This window comes from Paraburkholderia sp. BL18I3N2 (assembly GCF_003001875.1).
GTDB classification, from domain to species: domain Bacteria; phylum Pseudomonadota; class Gammaproteobacteria; order Burkholderiales; family Burkholderiaceae; genus Paraburkholderia; species Paraburkholderia phytofirmans.
This window is the reverse complement of sequence record NZ_PVNC01000005.1, coordinates 239821-262124: the sequence shown is the minus strand read 5'-3', so window position 1 is coordinate 262124 and position 22304 is coordinate 239821. Positions and strand designations below refer to the sequence as shown.

The following is a 22304-nucleotide window of genomic DNA, read 5'->3' as shown; positions in this document are numbered from 1 at the left end:
TGCGCCGCACTGAACGCGCACTTGAATACGGGGTTGTCGGCCGCACCTGTCCAGCATCTAATATTTAGAATATTTCAGACAAGGATCCACTGCATGACCTTTCGCGCTCAAATGCTGGACACGTTGACCTCCCAGTCGTCACGGGATCTCGAAGCGCAGGCGCTCGGACTGGTGCCCATCGTCGTGGAAACGAGCGGCCGGGGCGAGCGTTCGTACGACATCTATTCGCGTCTGCTGAAGGAACGGATCGTGTTCCTGGTCGGTGAGGTGAACGACCAGACGGCCAATCTCGTCGTCGCGCAGATGCTGTTCCTCGAAAGCGAGAATCCCGACAAGGACATCAGTTTCTACATCAACAGCCCGGGCGGTTCGGTTTCGGCGGGCATGGCGATCTATGACACGATGCAGTTCATCAAGCCGGATGTGTCCACGCTTTGCATGGGTCTTGCGGCCAGCATGGGCGCATTTCTGCTGGCGGCCGGCGCGAAGGGCAAGCGGTTTGCTTTGCCGAATTCGCGCGTCATGATTCACCAGCCGCTGGGCGGCGCGCGTGGCCAGGCGTCGGACATCGAAATTCAGGCGCGCGAGATCCTGTACCTGAAGGAACGGTTGAATCATCTGCTCGCTCATCACACCGGCCAGCCGGTCGAGCGTATCGCACGCGACACCGACCGCGACAACTTCATGTCCGGCGACGACGCGCAGGCTTACGGCCTCGTCGACCAGGTGGCGCACAAGCGTCCTTGAGATGGTGCGTTTTTGCCCCGAAATGGGGCAAAAACGTGACCAAATCGGTTGTGAAATAATCAAACTTCGTCCGAGTGCCTGCGGCAAACGCCGTCACCTTGGCTCAAGCCCGGCCCCGCCCAAACTGCGAGGCCAGGGCAAACGGCGTATCATGTAATCGAGTGTCCGGAGGCTCAAACATCTATGGCGGACAAGAAAGGTTCTAACAGCGAAAAGCTGTTGTATTGCTCGTTTTGCGGCAAGAGCCAGCATGAAGTCAAAAAACTGATTGCCGGCCCGTCGGTGTTCATCTGTGATGAATGTATCGACCTGTGCAACGAGATCATCCGTGATGAGGCTGCAGGTGCGGGCATCGAGGCGGGCTTGTCGAAGTCCGATCTGCCGAGTCCGCAGGAAATCCGTGAAATCCTCGACCAGTATGTGATCGGTCAGGAACGCGCGAAGAAAATTCTCGCGGTCGCGGTGTACAACCATTACAAGCGCCTCAAGCATCTCGACAAGAAGGATGAAATCGAGCTGTCCAAGAGCAACATCCTGCTGATCGGTCCGACCGGTTCCGGCAAGACGCTGCTCGCGCAAACGCTCGCGCGACTCCTGAACGTCCCGTTCGTGATTGCCGATGCAACCACTCTGACGGAAGCCGGCTATGTCGGTGAAGACGTCGAGAACATCATTCAGAAGCTGCTGCAAAACTGCAATTACGAAGTCGACAAGGCCCAGCGCGGCATTGTCTACATCGACGAAATCGACAAGATCAGCCGCAAGTCCGACAACCCGTCGATCACCCGCGATGTCTCGGGTGAAGGCGTGCAACAGGCTTTGCTGAAGCTGGTCGAGGGTACGATGGCGTCGGTGCCGCCGCAGGGCGGCCGTAAGCACCCGAATCAGGACTTCATCCAGGTCGACACCACCAACATTCTGTTCATCTGCGGTGGCGCGTTCGACGGCCTCGAAAAGGTCATCGTCGATCGTACCGAGAAAACCGGCATTGGTTTTGGCGCGAGTGTGAAGAGCAAGCAGGACCGCGACGCCGGCGAAGTGCTGCGCGAAGTGGAACCGGAAGATCTGATCAAGTTCGGTCTCATTCCCGAACTGATCGGCCGTCTGCCGGTGGTGGCCACGCTCGGCAAGCTCGACGAAGTCGCGTTGATGAAAATTCTCGTCGAACCGAAGAATGCGCTGGTGAAGCAGTACCACAAGCTGTTCAACATGGAGCGCGTCGAGCTCGAAATTCGCCCGGCCGCGTTGCAAGCTGTCGCGCGTAAGGCAATTCGTCGCAAGACGGGCGCGCGTGGTTTGCGCTCCATCCTGGAACAGGCGTTGCTTGATGTGATGTACGACCTGCCGCAAATGAAAGGCGTTAGCAAGGTCATCATCGACGACAACGTGATTGACGGCGACGGCAAACCGCTACTGATCTACGAAGACGCGCCTAAAGTGGCGGGTTCGAACTGATCGGCTTGCGGGTTCTGCAAAAAAAGCCGTTCATGGCAACGTGAACGGCTTTTTTCGTTTATCGTGTGGTCAGGCTGGTTGTTTTCACTATGGAGTCACTGAACCTTCGGAGTCACTGAACTTTTCCCACACGCGGAGGCTTGCAATCTTTTCTGCTGGCCTCACCTATCGAACGAACTGATTCCACTCATGGGGAAATGAAATGTCAGGAACCCAACTCCTTCCGCCGGAACGCATTACGCTCCCGCTGCTCCCGCTGCGTGACGTAGTCGTCTTCCCGCACATGGTGATTCCGCTCTTCGTAGGCCGCCCGAAGTCGATCAAGGCTCTCGAAGCAGCGATGGAAGGCGGCAAGCACATCATGCTCGTCGCCCAGAAAACGGCTGCGAAAGATGAGCCGACCGAAAAGGACATGTACGAAGTAGGGTGTGTCGCCAACATCCTGCAAATGCTGAAGCTGCCCGATGGCACCGTGAAGGTGCTTGTCGAAGGCTTGCAGCGCGCGAAAACGCTTTCCATCGAAGAACAGGAAACGCAGTTCTCGTGTGAAGTCATGCCGCTCGAACCCGACCACGCCGACAGCGCTGAAACTGAAGCGCTGCGCCGCGCGATCGTGTCGCAGTTCGACCAGTATGTGAAGCTGAACAAGAAGATTCCGCCCGAGATCCTGACGTCGCTGTCGGGTATCGACGAAGCGGGTCGTCTGGCCGATACGATCGCGGCGCATCTGCCGCTCAAGCTCGACCAGAAGCAGCACATTCTCGAGATGTTCCCGGTCATCGAGCGACTCGAGCATCTGCTCGCGCAACTCGAAGCCGAGATCGACATCCTGCAGGTGGAAAAGCGCATCCGTGGGCGTGTGAAGCGCCAGATGGAAAAGAGCCAGCGCGAGTACTACCTGAACGAACAGGTCAAGGCGATCCAGAAGGAACTCGGCGAAGGCGAAGAAGGTGCGGATCTCGAAGAACTCGAGAAGCGCATCACCGCTGCCCGCATGCCGAAGGAAGCCAAGAAGAAGGCCGATGCCGAGCTGAAGAAGCTCAAGCTGATGTCGCCGATGTCGGCTGAAGCGACGGTCGTGCGCAACTACATCGACACGCTGATCGGCTTGCCGTGGCGCAAGAAGAGCAAGGTCAACAACGACCTCTCGAATGCGGAACGCGTGCTCGACGAAGACCACTTCGGTCTCGAGAAAGTGAAGGAACGCATTCTCGAGTATCTCGCGGTCCAGCAACGTGTCGACAAGGTCAAAGCGCCGATCTTGTGCCTCGTTGGGCCTCCGGGTGTCGGTAAGACATCGCTGGGTCAGTCGATCGCTCGCGCCACGAATCGCAAGTTCGTGCGTATGGCGCTCGGCGGCGTGCGCGACGAAGCCGAGATTCGCGGTCACCGTCGTACGTACATCGGTTCGATGCCCGGCAAGATTCTGCAAAGCCTGACCAAGGTCGGCGTGCGCAATCCGCTCTTCCTGCTCGACGAAGTCGACAAGATGGGTCAGGATTTCCGCGGCGATCCGTCGTCGGCTCTGCTCGAAGTGCTCGATCCGGAGCAGAACCATACGTTCGCCGATCACTACGTCGAAGTCGACTTCGATCTGTCGGACGTGATGTTCGTGGCAACGTCGAACTCGCTGAATATTCCGCCGCCGCTGCTCGACCGGATGGAAGTGATCCGTCTGTCGGGTTACACGGAAGACGAGAAGGTCAGCATCGCGCAACGTTATCTTTTGCCCAAGCAAAAGAAGAACAACGGCCTCAAGGATGGCGAGGTCGATGTGACGGAAACCGCGATCCGCGACATCATTCGTTACTACACGCGTGAAGCGGGCGTGCGTTCGCTCGAGCGTGAAATTTCGAAGATCTGCCGCAAGGTCGTGAAGATGCTTCTGCTGAAGAAGGCGGAAGGCGCGGTGAAGGTCGACGGCAGCAATCTCGATACGTTCCTCGGCGTGCGCAAGTACGACTTCGGTCTGGCCGCGAAGGAAAATCAGGTTGGCCAGGTCACGGGTCTCGCGTGGACGGAAGTGGGCGGCGATCTGCTGACCATCGAAGCCGCGGTGATGCCGGGCAAGGGCAACGTGATCCGTACAGGTTCGCTCGGCGACGTGATGAAGGAATCGGTCGAGGCAGCACGCTCGGTGGTTCGTTCGCGGTCGCGCCGTCTCGGTGTCAAGGACGAAGCGTTCGAGAAGCAGGACATTCACATCCACGTGCCGGAAGGCGCGACACCGAAAGACGGTCCGTCTGCCGGTATTGCGATGACGACCGCCCTGGTGTCGGTGTTGACCGGGATTCCGGTGCGCGCCGATGTCGCGATGACGGGCGAAATCACGTTGCGTGGCGAAGTTCTGCCGATCGGTGGCCTGAAGGAAAAACTGCTGGCGGCGCATCGCGGCGGTATCAAGCTGGTGCTGATCCCGGAAGAAAACGTCAAGGACTTGACGGAGATTCCGGACAACGTGAAGAACGCAATCGAAATCGTGCCGGTCCGCTGGATCGACAAGGTGCTCGAACTGGCGCTCGAACGCGTGCCGACGGCGTTGCCGGAAGAAGAGCCGAAGCCTGCTGCGCCGGTCGCGGCAGAGCCGGGCAAAGACGCCGCAGCAACGGAAGTCGTGAAGCACTAAGACAGTCAGTCACGAAGCTGTTTGCTTGAAGAAAACCCGCGGTCACGGCCGCGGGTTTTTTATTGGCCGAGCGGCTTTCGCCGAGCCTCAGTGAGGCGCATTTTCCCACCTATTGAGCAAAGCTGCAGTGCGCTTGCCGACTGGTTGTATGTGCATCGATCCGAGGCAACATTTTGTATAGGAAGCCGCCTCGAAAACCTCGCAAATCAGGCTCAACCCCGCTTGACACAAGGGTTTCGGCCAATTCTAATGATTGCGCCCGGCGTTGGCCGCCGGCCGCGTGATGCCAGGTGCTAACAAAGCGCCGTCACGATTGCCATAAACATTCTCGGGGGTTGGGATGAACAAGACGGAATTGATCGATCACGTTGCGCAGCAAGCCGACATTTCGAAGGCAGCGGCAGGCCGTGCACTCGACGCTGTGATCGATGGTGTCAAAGGTACGTTGAAGAAGGGCGGTTCGGTGACGTTGGTCGGTTTCGGCACGTTCGCGGTCGGCAAGCGCACCGCGCGCACCGGGCGCAATCCGCGCACCGGCGCTGCCATCAAAATCAAGGCGGCCAAGGTCCCCAAATTTAGGCCTGGCAAAGCTCTGAAGGATGCGCTAAACTAATGGGCTTGCTGCTTGAGGGGCGTTGAGTGATGGACGTTGAGTGACGTCAATCGACGAAGATCAGGTGGCAGATAGAAGCAGGAAGAAGCACTGAATCGCGAAACGGGTGCTTAGCTCAGTTGGTAGAGCGGCGCCCTTACAAGGCGTAGGTCGGGAGTTCGAGCCTCTCAGCACCCACCAGTTTCAGATTCATTCAAGTGTTTCAGCGCAGTTGCTGTAATTAAGGAGTGGTAGTTCAGTCGGTTAGAATACCGGCCTGTCACGCCGGGGGTCGCGGGTTCGAGTCCCGTCCACTCCGCCAGTATCCTCGAAAGGCGAACTCCGGTTCGCCTTTTTTATTGCCCGCTGTTGTAAGATCGGGCGTTCTGTTTTTGGCACTCCTCACGCATGCTCGATTTTTTCCGCAATCACAAACGCCTGATGATGTTCATGCTCATCCTCGTCATTGTGCCGGGGTTGGGTTTTGTGGGTATTCAGGGCTTTCGCGGCTTCTTTGACGAAAGCGCAAACGTTGCGAGCGTCAACGGTCACAAGATCACGCGCGCTGAATACGACGACGCGATGCGTCAGCAACTCGACCGCGCCCGTCAGATGCTTGGCGCGCAGTTCGACATGAAGTCGTTCGACACGCCGCAACGCCGCGCGCAGATGCTCGACGGTCTGATCGAGCAACGTGTGTTGGCCGATGAAACACAGCGCCTGCATCTCACCGCATCCGACGACGCCGTGCGCCGCGTGCTGATGAACGATCCGGTGATCTCGTCGCTGAAGAATCCTGACGGCACGATCGACGTCGACCGCTATAAGCAGTTGCTCGCCATGCAAGGCATGACGCCCGACCAGTACGACGAGCGCGTGCGCTACAGCATCGCCACGCAGCAGTTGCCGGCCAGCATTCAAGGCAGCGCGTTCACGTCCAAAACGCTTGCACAGCATTTGACCGAACTCGCGGAACAGCAGCGCGAAGTGCAGGGCATCGCGTTCCATCCGCGCGACTATGCCGCGAAGGTGCAGCCTACCGACGCGCAACTGCAAGCGTATTACGACGCGCATCGCAACGAATTCGCCACGCCGGCTACGGCCACGATCCAGTATCTCGTCATGTCGCCGGCAACCCTCGCGGCTTCCGCGCAGCCGAGCGACGCCGATCTGAAAAAGTACTACGACGACAACATCGCGCACTACCGCACCGACGGTCAGGTGCGCGCGAGCCACATCCTGATCGCGGCGCCGAAAGACGCGAGCGCGGCCGACAAAGCCAAGGCGAAACAGAAGGCCGAAGAGTTGCTCGCACAGATCAAGGCGCATCCGGATCAGTTCGCGCAGATCGCGCAGCAGAACTCACAGGACCCGGGTTCGGCGTCGAAGGGTGGCGATCTGGGTTACTTTGGCCGCGGCATGATCGCGGGCGGCAAGGCGTTCGACGACGCTGTGTTCGCGCTGAAGAAAGACGAAGTCAGCGGAATCGTGCAGACCGACTTCGGTTATCACATCGTCAAGGCGACGGACGTGAAGCCGGCGGTCACGAAGCCGTTCGACGAAGTGAAAGACCAGATCTCGAAAGACCTCAAGACGCAGTTGGCCAGCAAGGCATTCACCGACGACTCGGAAGGCTTCACGTCGATCGTCTATGAAAAAGCCAAGAGCCTGCAGCCGGCCGCCGACAAGTACAAGCTGCAAGTGCAGACCGCCACGGTTACGCCGCAGCCGGATCCGAAACTCGCGCCGGACAGCCCGCTAAACAATGCGAAGTTCCTCGCCGCGGTGTTCGCGAACGACGCCACGACGGCACGCAACAACACGCAAGCGATCGACGTCGGCGGCAACACGCTGATCGCGGCGCGCGTGACCGACTACAAGGCCGCGGCAGTGCCGGCGCTCGACGCCGTGAAGGACGCGGTGCGTCAGAAAGTGATCGCGGTTCAGTCTGATGAAGCGGCTCACAAGGACGGCGTGGCGAAACTTGCCGAGTTCGAAAAGTCGAAGGCAACCACCGGATTCTCGTCGCCGCTGAAGGTGTCGCGTAACGACGCGCAAGGCGTGCCGCCCGCTGCATTGAGTGCAATCTACAAGGCGGACGCGCAAAAATTGCCGGCTTACGTCGGGGTGGACCTCGGCGACGACGGCTATGCGATCTATCGCGTGAACGCGGTGGTGGCGGGTACGGCGGTCGATCCGCAACGTCTGGCTGCAGCGCAGCAACAGATCGCGCAGGTCGATGCGCAGTCCGAAGCAGAGGCCTATGTCGAAGCAGTGCGCGCGCGTTCGAAGGTGAAGTTCTACGGTTCCCTCGACAGCAGCAATGCCCAGGCGAGCGGCGAGTAAAGCCGCCTGAACGCAAAAAAGCCCCGCAATTGCGGGGCTTTTTCATTTGACGAGTGCAAGCTCGTCAAACGGTTTGCTGCGGTACGCTGCGAGCGTTACAGGCAGCCGCTGATTGCACTCGTGGCGTCGCTGCCGCCAGCGCCACCGGCGCGGAAGCCGACCCACGTACCCTTGCCGGAGTACGATGGACGTACGATAGCGGCGGCGCCATTGGGCGGCTGCTGACCCGGAACATACACATCCATGGCTTGATCGTTGGCCAATGTGTCTTGCGAGACCACTTGTTGCTGCGAGCTGTCGGCCCACTTCTGCGCGATGCAGGTAGCGACGGCCTTCGGCGGCTGCTGGCTTTCACCAACGGATTGAACGCCAGCGGGTGGTTGAGCGGCGCAGGCGGAAATTGCCACGGTCAAAGCGATTAACGGTAAATATTTCACGTTATCTCCTCAAAAGTCGCTCAAAATCGAGCCGGTTACGCGGGATTACGAAAGTGTGAGAGAGAACTTACCGATCCGCGTTCCCACAGTTCTGGAAACAAGTTGTTAGCAGGCTTTTCAGTGCGGCGAACTTGTGCGAAGGAGTGGCTTGACTGCGGGCCACACGTTGTTAAGTAGCACTGGCTGTGCCTGCTGGGTCGGATGAATCTGATCGGCCTGGAACATATCCGGTTTGTCGGCAATGCCGGCGAGCAGAAACGGCACGAGCGGCACACGCAACTGTCTGGACAGTTCGCCGTACAAGCCGTGGAACTTTTGCGTATAGTCGGGGCCGTAATTAGGCGGCACATACATGCCCACCAGCACGACCTTCGCGTGACCTTGCTGAGCCTGCTCGATGATCGTGCGCAAGTTGTCTTCGGTGGTGGAGAGCGGCACGCCGCGCAACGCGTCGTTGGCGCCGAGTTCGACGATCACGACGCTCGGCTTCAGGCGTTGCATGAGCGCCGGCAAGCGGGCTCGTCCGCCGCTCGTGGTGTCGCCGCTAATGCTCGCATTGGCGACGCTATAATCGATTCGCTCGTCGGCGAGGCGCTGGCGCATCAAGGCAACCCAGCCCGTGTCGCGGGGCAGGCCGTATTCGGCGGAGATGCTGTCCCCGAGCACGACGATCACCGGCTTGGCCGGTTCGGGCGCGTTGGCGGCCCGCGCCGTGAAGCTCACCGAAAGCAGGGTGGCCGCCACGACTGCGCAGCCGCATGCCGTTGTCAACGCCGTGGCGCGAGTCGTCATGGCACGCACTTTCAACCTACGCTTCACCATGCTAAACAAAACTGATCCAGTCATTGAAGTGCGGGGTTTGTGCAAGAAGGTTAAAGATGCAACAGGCGAACTGACGATTCTCGACGACATCGATCTTGCTATCGACGCCGGCAGCAGTGTGGCGATCGTCGGTGCATCCGGGTCGGGCAAGTCTACGCTGCTCGGCTTACTCGCAGGATTGGACAGCGCGAGTTCAGGCTCGGTTCGGTTGCTCGGCCGCGAACTCGGTGAGTTGAACGAAGACGAGCGTGCCGCATTGCGCAGCGGTTCGGTTGGCTTCGTGTTCCAGTCGTTTCAGCTGATGCCGCATTTGACGGCGCTCGAGAACGTCACTTTGCCGCTGGAGTTGCAAGGCGGCATCGGTACGCGCGAGGCCGCAACGCGTGCGCGCGGCTTGCTGGAGCAGGTGGGTCTAGGCAAGCGCACCAGTCACTATCCGAAGCTGCTGTCGGGCGGTGAGCAGCAGCGCGTGGCGCTTGCACGCGCGTTCGTCACGCATCCGGCAATCCTGTTCGCCGACGAGCCGACCGGCAGTCTCGACGCCGCCACTGGTCACGCGGTGATCGATCTGATGTTCGAGATGAACCGCGCGAACGGCGCTACGCTGATTCTCGTCACGCATGACATCGAACTGGCGCGCCGTTGCGATACGACGGTGACGATCGAGGCGGGACGTCTCGCCTGAATGAGCGTCGAGCCGCGCTGCAAAAACAAAGCGGGCCGCAAGGGCCCGCTTTTTCATGGTGGCTCATCCGGTATCGGGCGGCCATACCAAGCAATTCAGGCGGCGCGAACCACCGCGCCGCCCACCATCACTTCTTCAACGCCGCACGCGCCCGCGCGATCAATGCCGACGTCGAAGAATCATGCTTCTTCACATCAGCACTCGGCGCCGTCAGATCGGCTTCTACCACCTTGCCGAGAATCTTGCCCAACTCCACGCCCCACTGATCGAAGGAGTTGATGTTCCACACTGTCCCCTGCACCAGCACCTTGTGCTCGTACAACGCGATCAATGCGCCGAGCGAACGTGCGGTGAGCGCGTCGACCAGCAGCGTGGTGGTCGGACGATTGCCCGGAAACACGAGGTGTGGCGCCAGTTCCGGCTTGTCCGCGCCGGCCACTTTCTTCGCTTCTTCGAGCGTGCGGCCGACCATCAGCGCTTCGCTTTGCGCAAAGCAGTTGGCGAGCAGCTTCGGATGATGACTGACGAGCGGATGCTCCGGCGTCAACACGGCGATGAAGTCGATCGGCACGATCGTCGGCCCTTGGTGCAGCATCTGGAAGAAAGCGTGCTGACCGTTGGTGCCAGGTTCGCCCCACGTCACCGCGGCCGTCGGGTAGTCGACCATCGCGCCGTCTAGGCGCGCCGACTTGCCGTTGCTCTCCATTTCCAGCTGTTGCAGATACGAAGGCAGGAAATGCAGCGCTTGCGAGTACGGCGCGACCAGGTAGCTTTGCGAGCCGAAGAAGTTGCGATACCAGATGCCGATCATGCCGAGCAACACCGGCAGATTCTTTTCCAGCGGCGCGTCGCGGAAATGCTGGTCCATCTCGTTGGCGCCGGCGAGCAGTTCATCGAACTGCTTCGGTCCGATCGCGATCATGATGGATAGCCCAACCGCCGACCACAGCGAATAGCGCCCGCCGACCCAGTCCCACATCTCGAAGACATTCTCTTTCGCGATGCCGAACTTGACCACTTCCGCGGGATTCGCGGACACGCCGACGAAGTGCTTCGCCAGCGCGCTTTCCGGGCAGCCTTTCTCGATGAACCAGTCGCGCAGCGAGCGCGCGTTGGTCATGGTTTCGAGCGTGGTGAAAGTCTTGGAGACGATGATCGCGAGCGTCTCTTCGGGATCGATCTGCTGCATCACGTTGTACAGATCGGCGCCGTCAACGTTCGACACGAAGTGCGTGGTGATCTCCGGCGTGGCCAGATGGTGCAGCGCATGCACGACCATCTTCGGCCCGAGATCCGAGCCGCCGATACCGATGTTCACGACATAGCGGATCCGCTTGCCGGTATAGCCTTTCCATTCGCCGCTGCGCACCTGGTCGGCGAACGCGGCCATCTTCTTGCGCTCGGCCTGCACTTGCGCATAGAACGGCGCTTTCGGATCGGTGGCGCGCAGTGCCGTGTGCAACACGGCGCGGCCTTCCGTCGGGTTGACGATGTCGCCCGCGAACATGGCGTCGCGGCGTTTCTCGACGCCGGCTTCGCGCGCGACTTGCACGAGCAGTTTCAGTGTTTCTTCGGTGATGCGGTTTTTCGAGAAATCGGCCGCGAGACCGCCGCCCGCGAACGCAAAGCGCTCGGCGCGGGTAGGGGCGGGGTCGTTCTCGGGGGCGAACCAGTCGCGCATGTGCGCATCGCGAATCTTTTCGTAATGCGTTTGCAGCGAGGACCAGGAGGGGAGCGAGTTCTGGGTCATAGCGTCCGTCTAACCAAGTGGCACGAAGAAAGGCGCGCGCGTGAAGCGCTGCCGAGGATGATGCAACGATGCTGTTAGAGCGATGCCGCGCGGCCCGGTTCGCCATGGGGTGGCGGTGAAAATTCGCCGTCACCCGTAGTGGCTCCGACGCGCGGCGCAGTCAGTCAGTATAACGGCGTTGCGTGACGGACGGCAGCGGTTTGGCCGGTCCATCCATAGGTTGGGACGGACAGCTTCAGCACTCCGCTGCCGGATAGAACAAGCGGTTCAGCAAGGTCCGCACCATCGGCGCCAGTTCGCCCGCCGTCAGGCCGGCGGGACCGTGGCCTTGCGCGCTCAGCGTGTCGGCGGCGAGGCCGTGCAGATAGACGCCCGCGAGCGCCGCTTCGTAGCGCGGCAAGTGTTGCGCCAGCAGGGCGCCGATGATGCCGCCGAGCACGTCGCCGGTGCCGCCCGTCGCGAGCGCGGCGTTGCCGGTCGGGTTGATCGCGAGGCGGCCATCCGGAGCCGCGACGACGGTGCCGGTGCCTTTGAGCACCACCACGGCCGCGTACCGCGCGGCGAGCGAGCGCGCCGCGCTGAGGCGGTCGCGCTGCACGCCCGGCGCGTCGGTGCCGAGCAGGCGCCCGGCTTCGAGCGGGTGCGGCGTGAGGACGCACGGATCGCCTTGCACACCGCGCGCGGTCACTTCGGCGGCGAGCGCGGGGTCTTTCGAGATCAGGTTCAGCGCGTCCGCGTCGAACAGCTTGGGCACGTCGAGTAGCAGCACGTCGTGCATCACGCGTGTGGCGCGTTCGCGATGGCCCATGCCGCAGCCGACGGCGAGCGCGTCCATCTGGTCGAGCGGCAGATCGTCGATGGCATGCAGCATGAGTTCGGGATGGGGCGGATCGTAGGGCGGGGCGCCTTCGCCCAGCAACGCGACGTGCACTTTGCCGGCTCCGGTGTAGAGCGCCGCGCGCGAGGCGAGGATCGGCGCGCCGCACATGCCGGTGTCACCGCCGACCACGGCGAGGCTGCCGAAGCTGCCCTTGTTGGTTGCGAAATCGCGCGGCGGCAGAAAGGCGCCGAAGAGTTCGGGCGCGTTCAGTTGCACGGCCGTGCGGCCGCTCGTGTCGACGCCGATCGGCGCGACCGTGACGGCGCCGGCGAGATCACGCCCTTGCGCGGTGAAGAGTCCAGGTTTGGCGCCGATGAAGGTGACCGTATGGGTCGCATGGACGGCGGCGCCATCGCCATTGCCCACGACCGTGCCGGTGTCGCTGTCGAGGCCGCTGGGCACGTCGAGCGCTAGCACGCCGCCTTTGCGCGGCCGCGCTTTGGCGCGTTGCGAAAGCTGCCGGGCGACGGCCGCGAATACGCCTTCGAGCGGACGCGTCAGGCCGATGCCGAACATGCCGTCCACCAGCCACCTGTAGCCGTCCAGCGACGCGGGCGGCGCACTGGCGATCGCGACGCCGGCCGCGCGGGCCGTCTCGAGCGCCCAGCGTGCGTCGTCCGGTTTCACCTCGACCGGCATGCACAGCTCGACGGCAATGCCGGCCTGGTGCAGTTCCGTCGCCAGAATCAGCGCGTCGCCGCCGTTGTTGCCCGGCCCCGCGATGAGCCACACCTTCTGCCTGGATTTCTCGACCGAGGTATCGCGGGTGATCTGCTCGCGCAGGAAGCTCGCGGCGGATTTCCCGGCGCGCGACATCAGCGTGTGGCGCGGCAGGGCGGCCGCCGCCTGGGATTCGGCGATCCGCAGGTCGGTGAGCGTCAGGAGCGGCAGCGCCCGGTTGTGCGGGCTGATGAGTGTCGGCGGCGTGTGGTCGGCTTCTGTCATGGCGAGGCTTGGCGGTCCGCCCGGTGGCAGGCGAAAAAGCTTGGGGAATCGCTATGGTAGTGCCGATGAGCGCCAGGCGGGCGCCTCTTGCGGCCCGCTCGTGCGCGGGCCGGCGAGATTTACCTGAACCGATCCGGGCGCAGCGCGGCCAGTGTGTCCACGGGGACGTCCGGCGTGCCGCCCGAAATCAGGTCGGCCACCAGTTTGCCCGACCCGCAGGCGAGACCCCAGCCGGCCGGGCCGTGGCCCACATTGACGAAAAGACGCGGATGCAGTGCGTTGCCGATCACCGGCAAGCCGTCCGGCGACAGCAGTTTGACGCCTTCCCACGGCAATGCCACCGAGATTCGCGCGGCGCCCGGAATCCAGTCGTGCGTGGCCTGGCCGAGCAGCGCGAGGGCTTCTTTCGTCACCGCTTCGCCCAACGGCTTGTCGATCTGGCCGGCGCTTTGCAGGACCGCGCCGCCCGCTATCCGCAAGCGATGGTTCATGCGGCTGATCGCGATCCGCTTCACCGCGTCCACGATGGCGACGTGCGGCGCGCATTCCTCGTGCGCGATCGGCGCGACCAGTGTGTGCAGACGCAGCGGATGCAGCGGCAAGCGCAGGCCAAGCCGGTCGAGCAGCGGCAGGCTGCCATGGCCGGCGGCCACGACCACCGCGTTGGCGTGGATCACGTCGACTTCGCGCGAACGGGAGGTCGCTCCCGGCTGCGGCGCCAGTTCTACCGAGGCGCGCTGGCCGTCCAGACGGATCGACGAGACTTCGCAGCCCAGCATGAATTGCACGCCGCCCTGCGTATCCAGCGTCTGCTTGATCAGCTTGGTGAAGAGCGGCGCATTGGCCGTGCGCTCCTGGTCGAACAGCACGCCGCCCGCGAATTCCGGCTCGGTGCGCACGGAATGCTCGAACGCGGCGCATTGTTCAGGTGTCAGCTCGTGATGGGGCACTTCGAAAAGCTGCAGCAGGCCGCGCGCGGGCCGCAACTGCTCCCATTCCTGTTCGGAGCGCACCAGGTAGAGCAGGCCGCTGGTCTGTTCGAACTCGAGGCCGAAGCGCGCCTCCATGTCCGCCATGGTGTCGCGCGACAGCTCGATCAGCGGTCGCAGCAGTCCGTATTGACGGCCGAACGCGTTGGGTTCCTGCAACTCGGCGAGCTGCTTGACGAACTGGCGCGCCGATCCGTTGAAGCCGGTCTTGTTGACGACGCCGTTTTTGGCGTTTTGACGGCTGGCCATGAAAGTCGGGCCGAACCAGACGTCGAGCGGGGTCGGCAGGACGGTGCCGCCGTGTCCATAGGTTGCGCCTTGCGCGACCGTGGCGTGGCGCTCGACGACGCATACCCGATGGCCGGCCGCGCGCAGTTGATAAGCGGTGGCGACGCCCGCGATCCCGCCGCCGATGACGATGACATCCATGTTCTGATTCGATTGGCCGCCGGGACGCCGAAGCGGCGCTGGCCCGTTGAGCGTGACATGCGGCGCGCTGCCGGCCTCTCGGGCCGCTCGCGCCGATCTGGTGAAAGGGCGAATGATAGCAGTCAAACCGGCCGCGCGGCCACGCGGGCGCAACGCCGGAGCGCCGCCGCAATTAGCGCGGTGGGAGCACCGGAGGCCGGCCGAAGCCCGCTCGAAACCCACGCGGAACTTGCGCGGAGCCCACCCGAAACTATCTCGAAACCCACCCGATGCCGCACCGCCAAGCCCGCTGGAAGCCTCTTCCCGGGGTATAATCCCGGACTTCCTTTGCGCCTCACGTCGCCTTCACGCGCGACTCATCGGCATCACTCATCGGCATCATTAGCGACGCAACGTCAAGTCCATGGCCCACTTCTCGTGTTTCCCCGGTGCTTCGGCCCTTTCCGATTTCCGTCAAACCCGCCTGCTCGAAACGCTCACGCGCATCGATCCGAACATCACCGGCGTGCGCGGGCAATATCTGCACTTCGTCAACGCGCAGACGCCGCTCTCCGCTGAAGACAACGCAAAGATCGAAGCGCTGATGCATTACGGCGATCCGCTCGAAGAAACCAAAGAGCGCGGCACGGCCGAGACTTTTCTCGTGGTGCCGCGTTTCGGCACGGTGTCGCCGTGGGCCAGCAAGGCAACGGATATCGCGCATCTGTGCGGCCTCACGCAGGTGCGCCGCATCGAGCGCGGCGTCGAGTACACGGTCACGCTGAAAAGCGGCCTGCTGGGCGGCAAGAAGGCGCTCTCCGACGAAGCCCGCGCAGCTGTCGCGGCGGCCTTGCACGACCGCATGACCGAAAGCGTGTCGCCGTCGCGCGACCACGCGCTGCATCTGTTCGACGAACTGCCGGCCAAGCCGCTGCAAACCGTCGACATCTTGAGCAACGGCCGCGGCGCGCTGGAAACGGCGAACACGGAACTGGGCCTCGCACTCGCCGACGACGAAATCGACTACCTCGTCGACGCCTTCACAAAGCTCGGCCGCAACCCGACCGACGTCGAACTGATGATGTTCGCGCAAGCCAACAGCGAACACTGCCGCCACAAGATTTTCAACGCGGACTGGACCATCGACGGCGAGAAGCAGGACATCTCGCTGTTCAACATGATCCGCAACACTGAGAAGCTGAATCCGCAAGGCACGATCGTCGCGTATTCGGACAACTCGGCGATCATGGCGGGCGGCATGGCCGAGCGCTGGTTCCCGCGCACGCCCGCGGACCTGGGCGCGAGTGAGCTGCCGGAGCACTACCGCCGCAGCAACGAACTCACGCACACCTTGATGAAGGTGGAAACGCACAATCACCCGACCGCGATCTCGCCGTTCCCGGGCGCCGCGACCGGCGCGGGCGGTGAAATCCGCGACGAAGGCGCAACCGGCCGCGGCGCGCGTCCCAAGGCGGGTCTGGCGGGTTTCACGGTGTCGAACCTGGAACTGCCGGACGGTGTCGAGGCATGGGAAAACGCGCGCGACGCGGCGCAGCCGCTCGCGCACCGCAATCCGGACGACAAGCACGAAGCATACGGCCGGCCCGACCGCATCGCCTCGCCGCTGCAGATCATGATCGACGGCCCGCTCGGCGGCGCCGCGTTCAACAACGAATTCGGCCGGCCCAATCTGGGCGGCTATTTCCGCGCTTACGAGCAGAACGTCGCGGGTCTGGTGCGCGGCTATCACAAGCCGATCATGATCGCCGGCGGGATCGGCAATATCTCGGACCAGCACACCCATAAGCACGATCTGCCGGAAGGGTCGCTGCTGATCCAGATCGGCGGGCCGGGCATGCGCATCGGCATGGGCGGCGGCGCCGCGAGCTCCATGGCGACGGGCACCAATACCGCTGAACTCGACTTCGATTCGGTTCAGCGGGGCAATCCGGAAATCGAGCGCCGTGCGCAGGAAGTCATCAACGCGTGCTGGCAGCTCGGCGAGAAGAACCCGATTCTGAGCATTCACGACGTGGGCGCGGGCGGTTTGTCGAACGCCTTCCCGGAAGTGGTCGACGGCGCCGGCAAGGGCGCGCGCTTCGATCTGCGCAAAATCCAGCTGGAAGAGAGCGGTTTATCGCCGCGCGAGATCTGGTCGAACGAAGCGCAAGAACGCTACGTGCTGGCCATCGCGCCGGCCGATCTGCCGGCTTTCGCCGCCATGTGCGAGCGCGAGCGCTGCCCGTTCGCGGTGATCGGCACAGCCACCGCCGAGCGTCAGCTCAAGCTGATCGATTCCGAACTGAACGACGACACCGCGCACCAGCCGGTCGACATGCCAATGGAAGTGCTGCTCGGCAAGGCGCCGCGCATGCATCGCGACGTCAAACGCGTCGAGCGGAAGCTCGAACCGGTGGATGTGACCGGCCTCGCGCTGTCGGATGTTGCGACTAGCGTGCTGCGTCATCCCACGGTGGCGAGCAAGTCGTTCCTGATCACGATCGGCGACCGTTCAGTGGGCGGCACGACCGCGCGCGATCAGATGGTCGGCCCGTGGCAAGTGCCGGTGGCCGACGTCGCGATCACCACCATGGACTACGCGGGCTTCACCGGCGAAGCCATGACGATGGCCGAGCGCACGCCTTTGGCTGTCATCAATGCGCCGGCTTCGGGCCGCATGGCGGTGGGCGAGGCCGTGACCAACATCGCGGCGGCGCCGATCGCGTCGCTCGACAAGCTCAAGCTGTCGGCAAACTGGATGGCCGCATGCGGCGCAGCGGGCGAAGACGCCGCGCTCTACGACACCGTCAAGGCGATCGGCATGGAGTTGTGCCCGGCGCTCGGCATCAGCATTCCGGTCGGCAAGGATTCGCTGTCCATGCGCACCAAGTGGGAAGACCGCGGCGTCGCGAAGGAAGTGGTCGCACCGGTTTCGCTGATCATCTCGGCGTTCGCGCCGGTTCAGGACGTGCGCCGCCATCTCACGCCGCAACTGCGCCGCACGAGCGACGTGGGCGAGTCCGTGCTGATCGCCATCGACCTCGGCCGCGGCAAGCATCGTCTGGGCGGCAGTATCCTCGCGCAGGTTACGCAGCAGGTCGGCGACACGGTGCCGGACGTGGACGATCCGGAAGATCTGAAACGTTTCTTCGCCGCGATCCAGGCGCTGAACCAGGACGGCAAGCTGCTCGCCTACCACGACCGCTCGGACGGCGGACTGTGGGCGACGGTGTGCGAAATGGCGTTCGCGGGCCACGTGGGCGTGTCGCTGAACGTCGACATGCTGGTGCTCGATCCGAACCACGAATCCGATTACGGCGACGCCAAAGACTGGGCCAAGCAGACCAGCGGCCGCCGTGAAGACCGTACGATCCGCGCGCTCTTCAATGAAGAGCTTGGCGCCGTCGTTCAGGTGCGCGCGTCCGAGCGCGACGCCGTGCTCGCAGCGTTGCGCGAACATGGGCTGTCGGCGTGCTCGCATGTGATCGGCAAGATCAACGAGCGCGACACGATCGAAATCTATCGCGACGCCAAGAAGATTTACGACGCGCCGCGCACCGAACTGCATCGCACGTGGAGCGAAGTGAGCTGGCGTATCGCGCGTCTGCGCGACAACCCCGCTTGCGCCGACGCCGAATACGACGCGCTTTCCGACGCGGCCGATCCCGGCATTTCACCGATCCTGACGTTCGATCCGGCAGAAGACGTCGCCGCGCCGTTCATCGGCAAGAGCGCGCGTCCGCGCGTGGCGATCCTGCGTGAGCAGGGCGTCAATTCGCATCTCGAAACTGCGTATGCATTCGACCGCGCCGGCTTCGACGCGCACGACGTGCACATGAGCGATCTGCTGGCCGGCCGCGCCAATCTGGCGGACTTCGCCGGCGCGGTGGCGTGCGGCGGCTTCTCGTACGGCGACACGCTGGGTGCCGGTGAAGGCTGGGCGAAGGCGATCCGCTTCAACGCGCAACTGGCCGACATGTTCGCCGCGTTCTTCGGCCGTAAAGATACGTTTGCGCTCGGCATCTGCAACGGCTGCCAGATGATGAGCAGCCTCGCTTCGATGATTCCGGGCGCCGAAGCGTGGCCGAAGTTCACGCGCAACAAGTCGGAGAAGTTCGAAGCGCGCTTCTCGCTGGTCGAAGTGCAGGCTTCGCCGTCGCTCTTCTTCAGCGGCATGGAAGGCTCGCGCATTCCGGTGGCGATCGCGCACGGCGAAGGCTACGCGGACTTCTCGCAGCAAGGCGATGCGTCGAAGGTCGCGGTGGCGATGCGCTATGTCGATCACCGTGGTCAGGCGACCGAGCAGTATCCGTTCAACCCGAACGGATCGCCGAACGGCATCACGTCGGTGACGACGCCGGACGGCCGCTTCACGGTCCTGATGCCGCATACCGAGCGCGTGCATCGCGCGGTGCAGATGAGCTGGCATCCGGAAGGCTGGGGCGAAGGCGCCACGGACGCAAGCCCGTGGCTGCGCGTATTCCAGAACGCGCGCCGCTGGTTCGGGTGATGAGGTGAGACGGGCTGGCGCGCAGTGCTGCGCGCCAGCTTGCTGATGCCGCGGCCGCGCGCGGTTGTGCGAGGTCGAAGGCCGGCGGATGGCGAGCGCACCGGTCCGCCTGCGCGGCAACTCCCAGACTGAACATATCTCGTTCGTACCCGCTCGGGTACGTCCACGCTCATATTCCTCGATTTTCCTGTCTTTCGTACCCGATCGGGTACGAAACGTTCCCTATTGACGTTTGGCATACCGATTCGTACCCGGTCGGGTACGAAATTAGCTCCGAAGCGCGCTCTCATGGCATAATGTTCCCGAGCGGGTACGAACGCACACGGGGCGAGTGATGGAGTCCAACGTTTTCATCAGCAACATGACGGAGCTAGGCGATCTCGTGCGGGCGTCCAGGCTCGCGCAGGGGTTGACGCGCGACGACGTCGCCACCGCCACCGGCCTGTCTCCCAAGTTCATCACGCACATCGAGGCAGGTAAGCCAACGGCGCAGATCGGCAAGGTGCTGCATCTCCTCAGCGAACTGGGCATCACCCTGCGCGCCGAGGTTTCCGTAGACATTCCAACCGACGTCTCCACCAAGGCATCCCATCGCCGCCGGAGTTCCCATGGCCGCTAGAACGTTAGTCGCCTATGCGAATGGCCGCCGCGTGGGCGTCGTGAGCGATGACAGCGGTGTCTGGTCATTTGCCTACGCCGAGGACTGGCTGGCTCGTGAGGACGCGTTTGCGCTTTCACCCGCTTTCCCGCTGCTAGCCGAGCCTTTCGTCGACGGATCCAGCCAGCGGCCGGTGCAATGGTTCTTCGACAACCTGCTGCCTGAAGAGGAAATGCGCAGTGCGCTCGCTCGTGAGGCCAAAGTCGACGCGAGCGACGCGTGGGGTCTGCTCGCTTATTACGGCCGCGAATCGGCTGGCGCCTTGACGCTGCTTGCAGAGGGCGAACAGGAGGCGCCTGGCGGACTGCAGTCTTTGTCGCAGGCAAATCTGGAGGCGCGCATTCAGGCGATGCCGCAACATGCGCTCACCGCCACGGCGCCCAAACGCATGTCCGCGGCGGGCGCCCAACAGAAGCTGCTGCTGACCTTGCGAGGCAACGCGCCGGACTACGAACTGCTGGAGCCCGTGGGCAGTGAACCATCCATGCATCTTCTCAAGCCCGACATGCGCAGCACAGGCTATCCGCATTCGGCGATCAACGAGTTTTTCTGCATGCGACTCGCGCGTGCAATGGGTGTGCGCGTACCGCCCACGCATTTTTTGCGGGTGCCTTCGGCCTGTTACGTGATCGATCGCTTCGACCGCGACACGAGCAGTGAGCCGGCTCGGCGGCTGCATACTGTCGACGCCATGCAATTGTTGAACTACGACCGCAGTTTTAAATATCAGAATGCGACCGCGCGGGTGCTCAGGGATGCGATCGAGAAGACGAGCACGCGGGCAGTGGCGCGTCTGGACGTATTCCGCTGGGCGATCTTCAATGTGCTCATCGGCAATGCCGACTCACACCTGAAAAACCTCTCGTTCTTCGTCACCGCTCGCGGTTACAGGCTGGCGCCGTTCTACGATCTGGTGAGCACGGTCGTCTACCACACGCCGACCTATCAGCCACAGCAGCGGGACCGTTGGCCGCACTGCGACCTGACCATGCCTGTCGGAGACGCCACTCAATTCGCGCAGATCAACAGAAAGAACATGCTCGCATTCGGCGAAGCGCTTCGTCTTTCGCCGAAGGGTTCGGAAAGACTGCTGGATGAGATGCTGGCCACGCTCGACGCCCGCGTGGCGGACACCCGGCGCAGCGTCGACGAAATCGCGCAGCCGAATGCCGGCGAAGTCCGCCTGCTCGATTCGATCGTTGCGATGCCGCTTGCGGAGATGAGCCGCGCATTGCGCAAGTAATTGCGGGCGATTTCGTCCGGCCGGTCACAGTCGATCCCAATGAAAAAGGCGCTGTTCAGTCATTGACTGAACAGCGCCTTAAGCAGAATCGAACTCAGCTTACTGAATCTTCGCGTTCTTGCGCAAACCTTCCTCGAACGCCTGCAGCTTTTCCTGTTGGATCTGTTGCACGATCTGCGGACGCACTTGCTCCAGAGGCGGCGGCGTGATGTTGCGCACGTCGTCGACACGGATGATGTGCCAGCCGAATTGCGTATGCACCGGCGTGTCGGTCATCTGGCCTTTCTGCAGATGCGTGGCCGCGTCCGCGAATTCAGGCACGTAGGCCTTCGGGTCCGACCAGTCCAGATCGCCGCCGTTCTTGCCCGATCCCGGGTCCTTCGAGAATTGCTTGGCGAGATCCTCGAAGCTTGCGCCGGCCTTGATCTTCGCGATCAGGTCCTTGGCCTGCTGTTCGTTGTCCACGAGGATGTGGTGCAGGTGATATTCCTTGCCGCCCGCGTCCTTGATCAGCGCGTTGTAACGCGCGGTGACTTCGGCGTCGCTCGGCGTGTTGTTCTTCACGAAGTCTTCGATCAGCGCGCGCAGCACGACGGTTTGCTGAGCCACGGCGATTTGCGCCTTGATGTCCGGACGATTCGGCAGGCCGCGGCGCAGCGCTTCCTGCATCAGGATCTCGCGATTCACCAGCTCTTCGCGCACGGCGGTCTGCAGTTGCGGCGTATTTTGCTGGCCTTGATGAACCAGTTGGTCGATCAGCGCATCGGCGCGTGCTTTGGGAATCGGCGTGCCGTTCACGACGGCGATGTTCTGTGCGAATGCAGGTGCGGCTGCAAATGCAGCCAGCAATACCCAAAGACGGGTTTTCTTCAAGGTCATCGAAAATTTTCCTAGCGGGGCAACAAAGCGAATTCTTCGGGCGTATACGCCGTGATGGCAAGGGCGTGAATGCCGCGCTGCATGGCATCGGCCAGCGCATCATACACCATGCGATGCCGCGCCACGCGGGCCTTGCCGGCGAATGCGGCAGCCACGATCGTGACACTGAAATGACCGCCGGCGGAGGCGCCGGCGTGACCGGCGTGCTGCGCGCTGTCGTCGGTGATCTGGATCGAAGCGACCGGCGCCAGCGCGGCGGCGAGGCGCGCCTCGATTAACGCGGCGCGCTCGGCGGTGGTGGCGTGCATGAATACATCGGCGTCGCTCGTCAT

The 22304-nt window shown here is 62.8% G+C and carries 16 protein-coding genes and 2 tRNA genes; 11 read left to right on the top strand and 7 right to left on the bottom strand.

Annotated features, from left to right (window positions below; translation table 11 throughout):
• Positions 1-93: 93 nt before the first annotated feature.
• The 7 genes from clpP to B0G75_RS16635 all read left to right on the top strand — a co-directional run bounded on the left by clpP (position 94) and on the right by B0G75_RS16635 (position 7766).
• A complete protein-coding gene (gene clpP / locus B0G75_RS16665) occupies positions 94-747 on the top strand; it encodes an ATP-dependent Clp endopeptidase proteolytic subunit ClpP (protein ID WP_007182010.1) in 654 nt (217 codons plus the stop codon).
• Between the two features lie 183 nt (positions 748-930).
• Positions 931-2202 carry an ATP-dependent Clp protease ATP-binding subunit ClpX gene (gene clpX / locus B0G75_RS16660; RefSeq protein WP_007182009.1) on the top strand — a complete coding sequence of 424 codons (1272 nt, stop codon included), beginning with the start codon at positions 931-933 and terminating at the stop codon, positions 2200-2202.
• A gap of 202 nt (positions 2203-2404) precedes the next feature.
• On the top strand, positions 2405-4828 hold the full coding sequence (lon, locus tag B0G75_RS16655) for an endopeptidase La (RefSeq protein ID WP_012432916.1): 2424 nt from the start codon (positions 2405-2407) through the stop codon (positions 4826-4828).
• Positions 4829-5168: 340 nt separating this feature from the next.
• Complete coding sequence (locus B0G75_RS16650; RefSeq protein ID WP_012432917.1) at positions 5169-5441, top strand: HU family DNA-binding protein; 273 nt, start codon at positions 5169-5171, stop codon at positions 5439-5441.
• Between the two features lie 104 nt (positions 5442-5545).
• A tRNA-Val gene (locus B0G75_RS16645) sits at positions 5546-5621 on the top strand.
• A gap of 44 nt (positions 5622-5665) precedes the next feature.
• Positions 5666-5742, top strand: a tRNA-Asp gene (locus tag B0G75_RS16640).
• 86 nt (positions 5743-5828) lie between these two features.
• Entirely contained in the window at positions 5829-7766 is a 1938-nt protein-coding gene (locus B0G75_RS16635; RefSeq protein WP_106307463.1) for a SurA N-terminal domain-containing protein, read from the top strand.
• 95 nt (positions 7767-7861) lie between these two features.
• On the opposite strand, the gene B0G75_RS16630 is transcribed toward B0G75_RS16635, so the two are convergent.
• Entirely contained in the window at positions 7862-8203 is a 342-nt protein-coding gene (locus B0G75_RS16630) for a hypothetical protein (RefSeq protein WP_106307460.1), read from the bottom strand.
• 117 nt (positions 8204-8320) lie between these two features.
• Positions 8321-8995: an arylesterase gene (locus B0G75_RS16625; RefSeq protein WP_181309285.1), complete on the bottom strand. Its 675-nt coding sequence runs from the start codon at positions 8993-8995 to the stop codon at positions 8321-8323.
• Between the two features lie 28 nt (positions 8996-9023).
• Between B0G75_RS16625 and B0G75_RS16620 the strand changes: the two genes are divergently transcribed.
• On the top strand, positions 9024-9710 hold the full coding sequence (locus B0G75_RS16620) for an ABC transporter ATP-binding protein (protein ID WP_106307454.1): 687 nt from the start codon (positions 9024-9026) through the stop codon (positions 9708-9710).
• A 127-nt stretch (positions 9711-9837) separates the two neighbouring features.
• Here B0G75_RS16620 and pgi read toward each other — a convergent pair whose 3' ends face one another.
• The 3 genes from pgi to B0G75_RS16605 all read right to left on the bottom strand — a co-directional run bounded on the left by pgi (position 9838) and on the right by B0G75_RS16605 (position 14703).
• Positions 9838-11460 (bottom strand): glucose-6-phosphate isomerase, encoded by a 1623-nt coding sequence (pgi, locus tag B0G75_RS16615; RefSeq protein ID WP_106307451.1) that lies wholly within the window; start codon positions 11458-11460, stop codon positions 9838-9840.
• Between the two features lie 235 nt (positions 11461-11695).
• On the bottom strand, positions 11696-13285 hold the full coding sequence (locus B0G75_RS16610; RefSeq protein ID WP_106307448.1) for an NAD(P)H-hydrate dehydratase: 1590 nt from the start codon (positions 13283-13285) through the stop codon (positions 11696-11698).
• Positions 13286-13404: 119 nt separating this feature from the next.
• Positions 13405-14703: an FAD-binding oxidoreductase gene (locus tag B0G75_RS16605; RefSeq protein WP_106307445.1), complete on the bottom strand. Its 1299-nt coding sequence runs from the start codon at positions 14701-14703 to the stop codon at positions 13405-13407.
• A gap of 403 nt (positions 14704-15106) precedes the next feature.
• Between B0G75_RS16605 and purL the strand changes: the two genes are divergently transcribed.
• The 3 genes from purL to B0G75_RS16590 all read left to right on the top strand — a co-directional run bounded on the left by purL (position 15107) and on the right by B0G75_RS16590 (position 21093).
• The gene (gene purL / locus B0G75_RS16600) at positions 15107-19192 is read left to right on the top strand and encodes a phosphoribosylformylglycinamidine synthase (protein WP_106307443.1); all 4086 of its coding nucleotides are present in this window, start codon (positions 15107-15109) and stop codon (positions 19190-19192) included.
• A gap of 334 nt (positions 19193-19526) precedes the next feature.
• Positions 19527-19811, top strand: coding sequence for a helix-turn-helix domain-containing protein (locus B0G75_RS16595; protein WP_106307440.1), 285 nt, complete (start codon positions 19527-19529; stop codon positions 19809-19811).
• Positions 19801-21093, top strand: a complete 1293-nt coding sequence (locus tag B0G75_RS16590; protein WP_106307437.1) for a HipA domain-containing protein — start codon at positions 19801-19803, stop codon at positions 21091-21093. Before B0G75_RS16595 ends, B0G75_RS16590 begins: the two co-directional genes overlap by 11 nt.
• Before the next feature lie 99 nt (positions 21094-21192).
• On the opposite strand, the gene B0G75_RS16585 is transcribed toward B0G75_RS16590, so the two are convergent.
• Both B0G75_RS16585 and B0G75_RS16580 read right to left on the bottom strand, forming a co-directional pair.
• Positions 21193-21972 carry a peptidylprolyl isomerase gene (locus B0G75_RS16585; RefSeq protein ID WP_012432928.1) on the bottom strand — a complete coding sequence of 260 codons (780 nt, stop codon included), beginning with the start codon at positions 21970-21972 and terminating at the stop codon, positions 21193-21195.
• Between the two features lie 11 nt (positions 21973-21983).
• Entirely contained in the window at positions 21984-22304 is a 321-nt protein-coding gene (locus B0G75_RS16580; protein ID WP_106307434.1) for a BolA family transcriptional regulator, read from the bottom strand.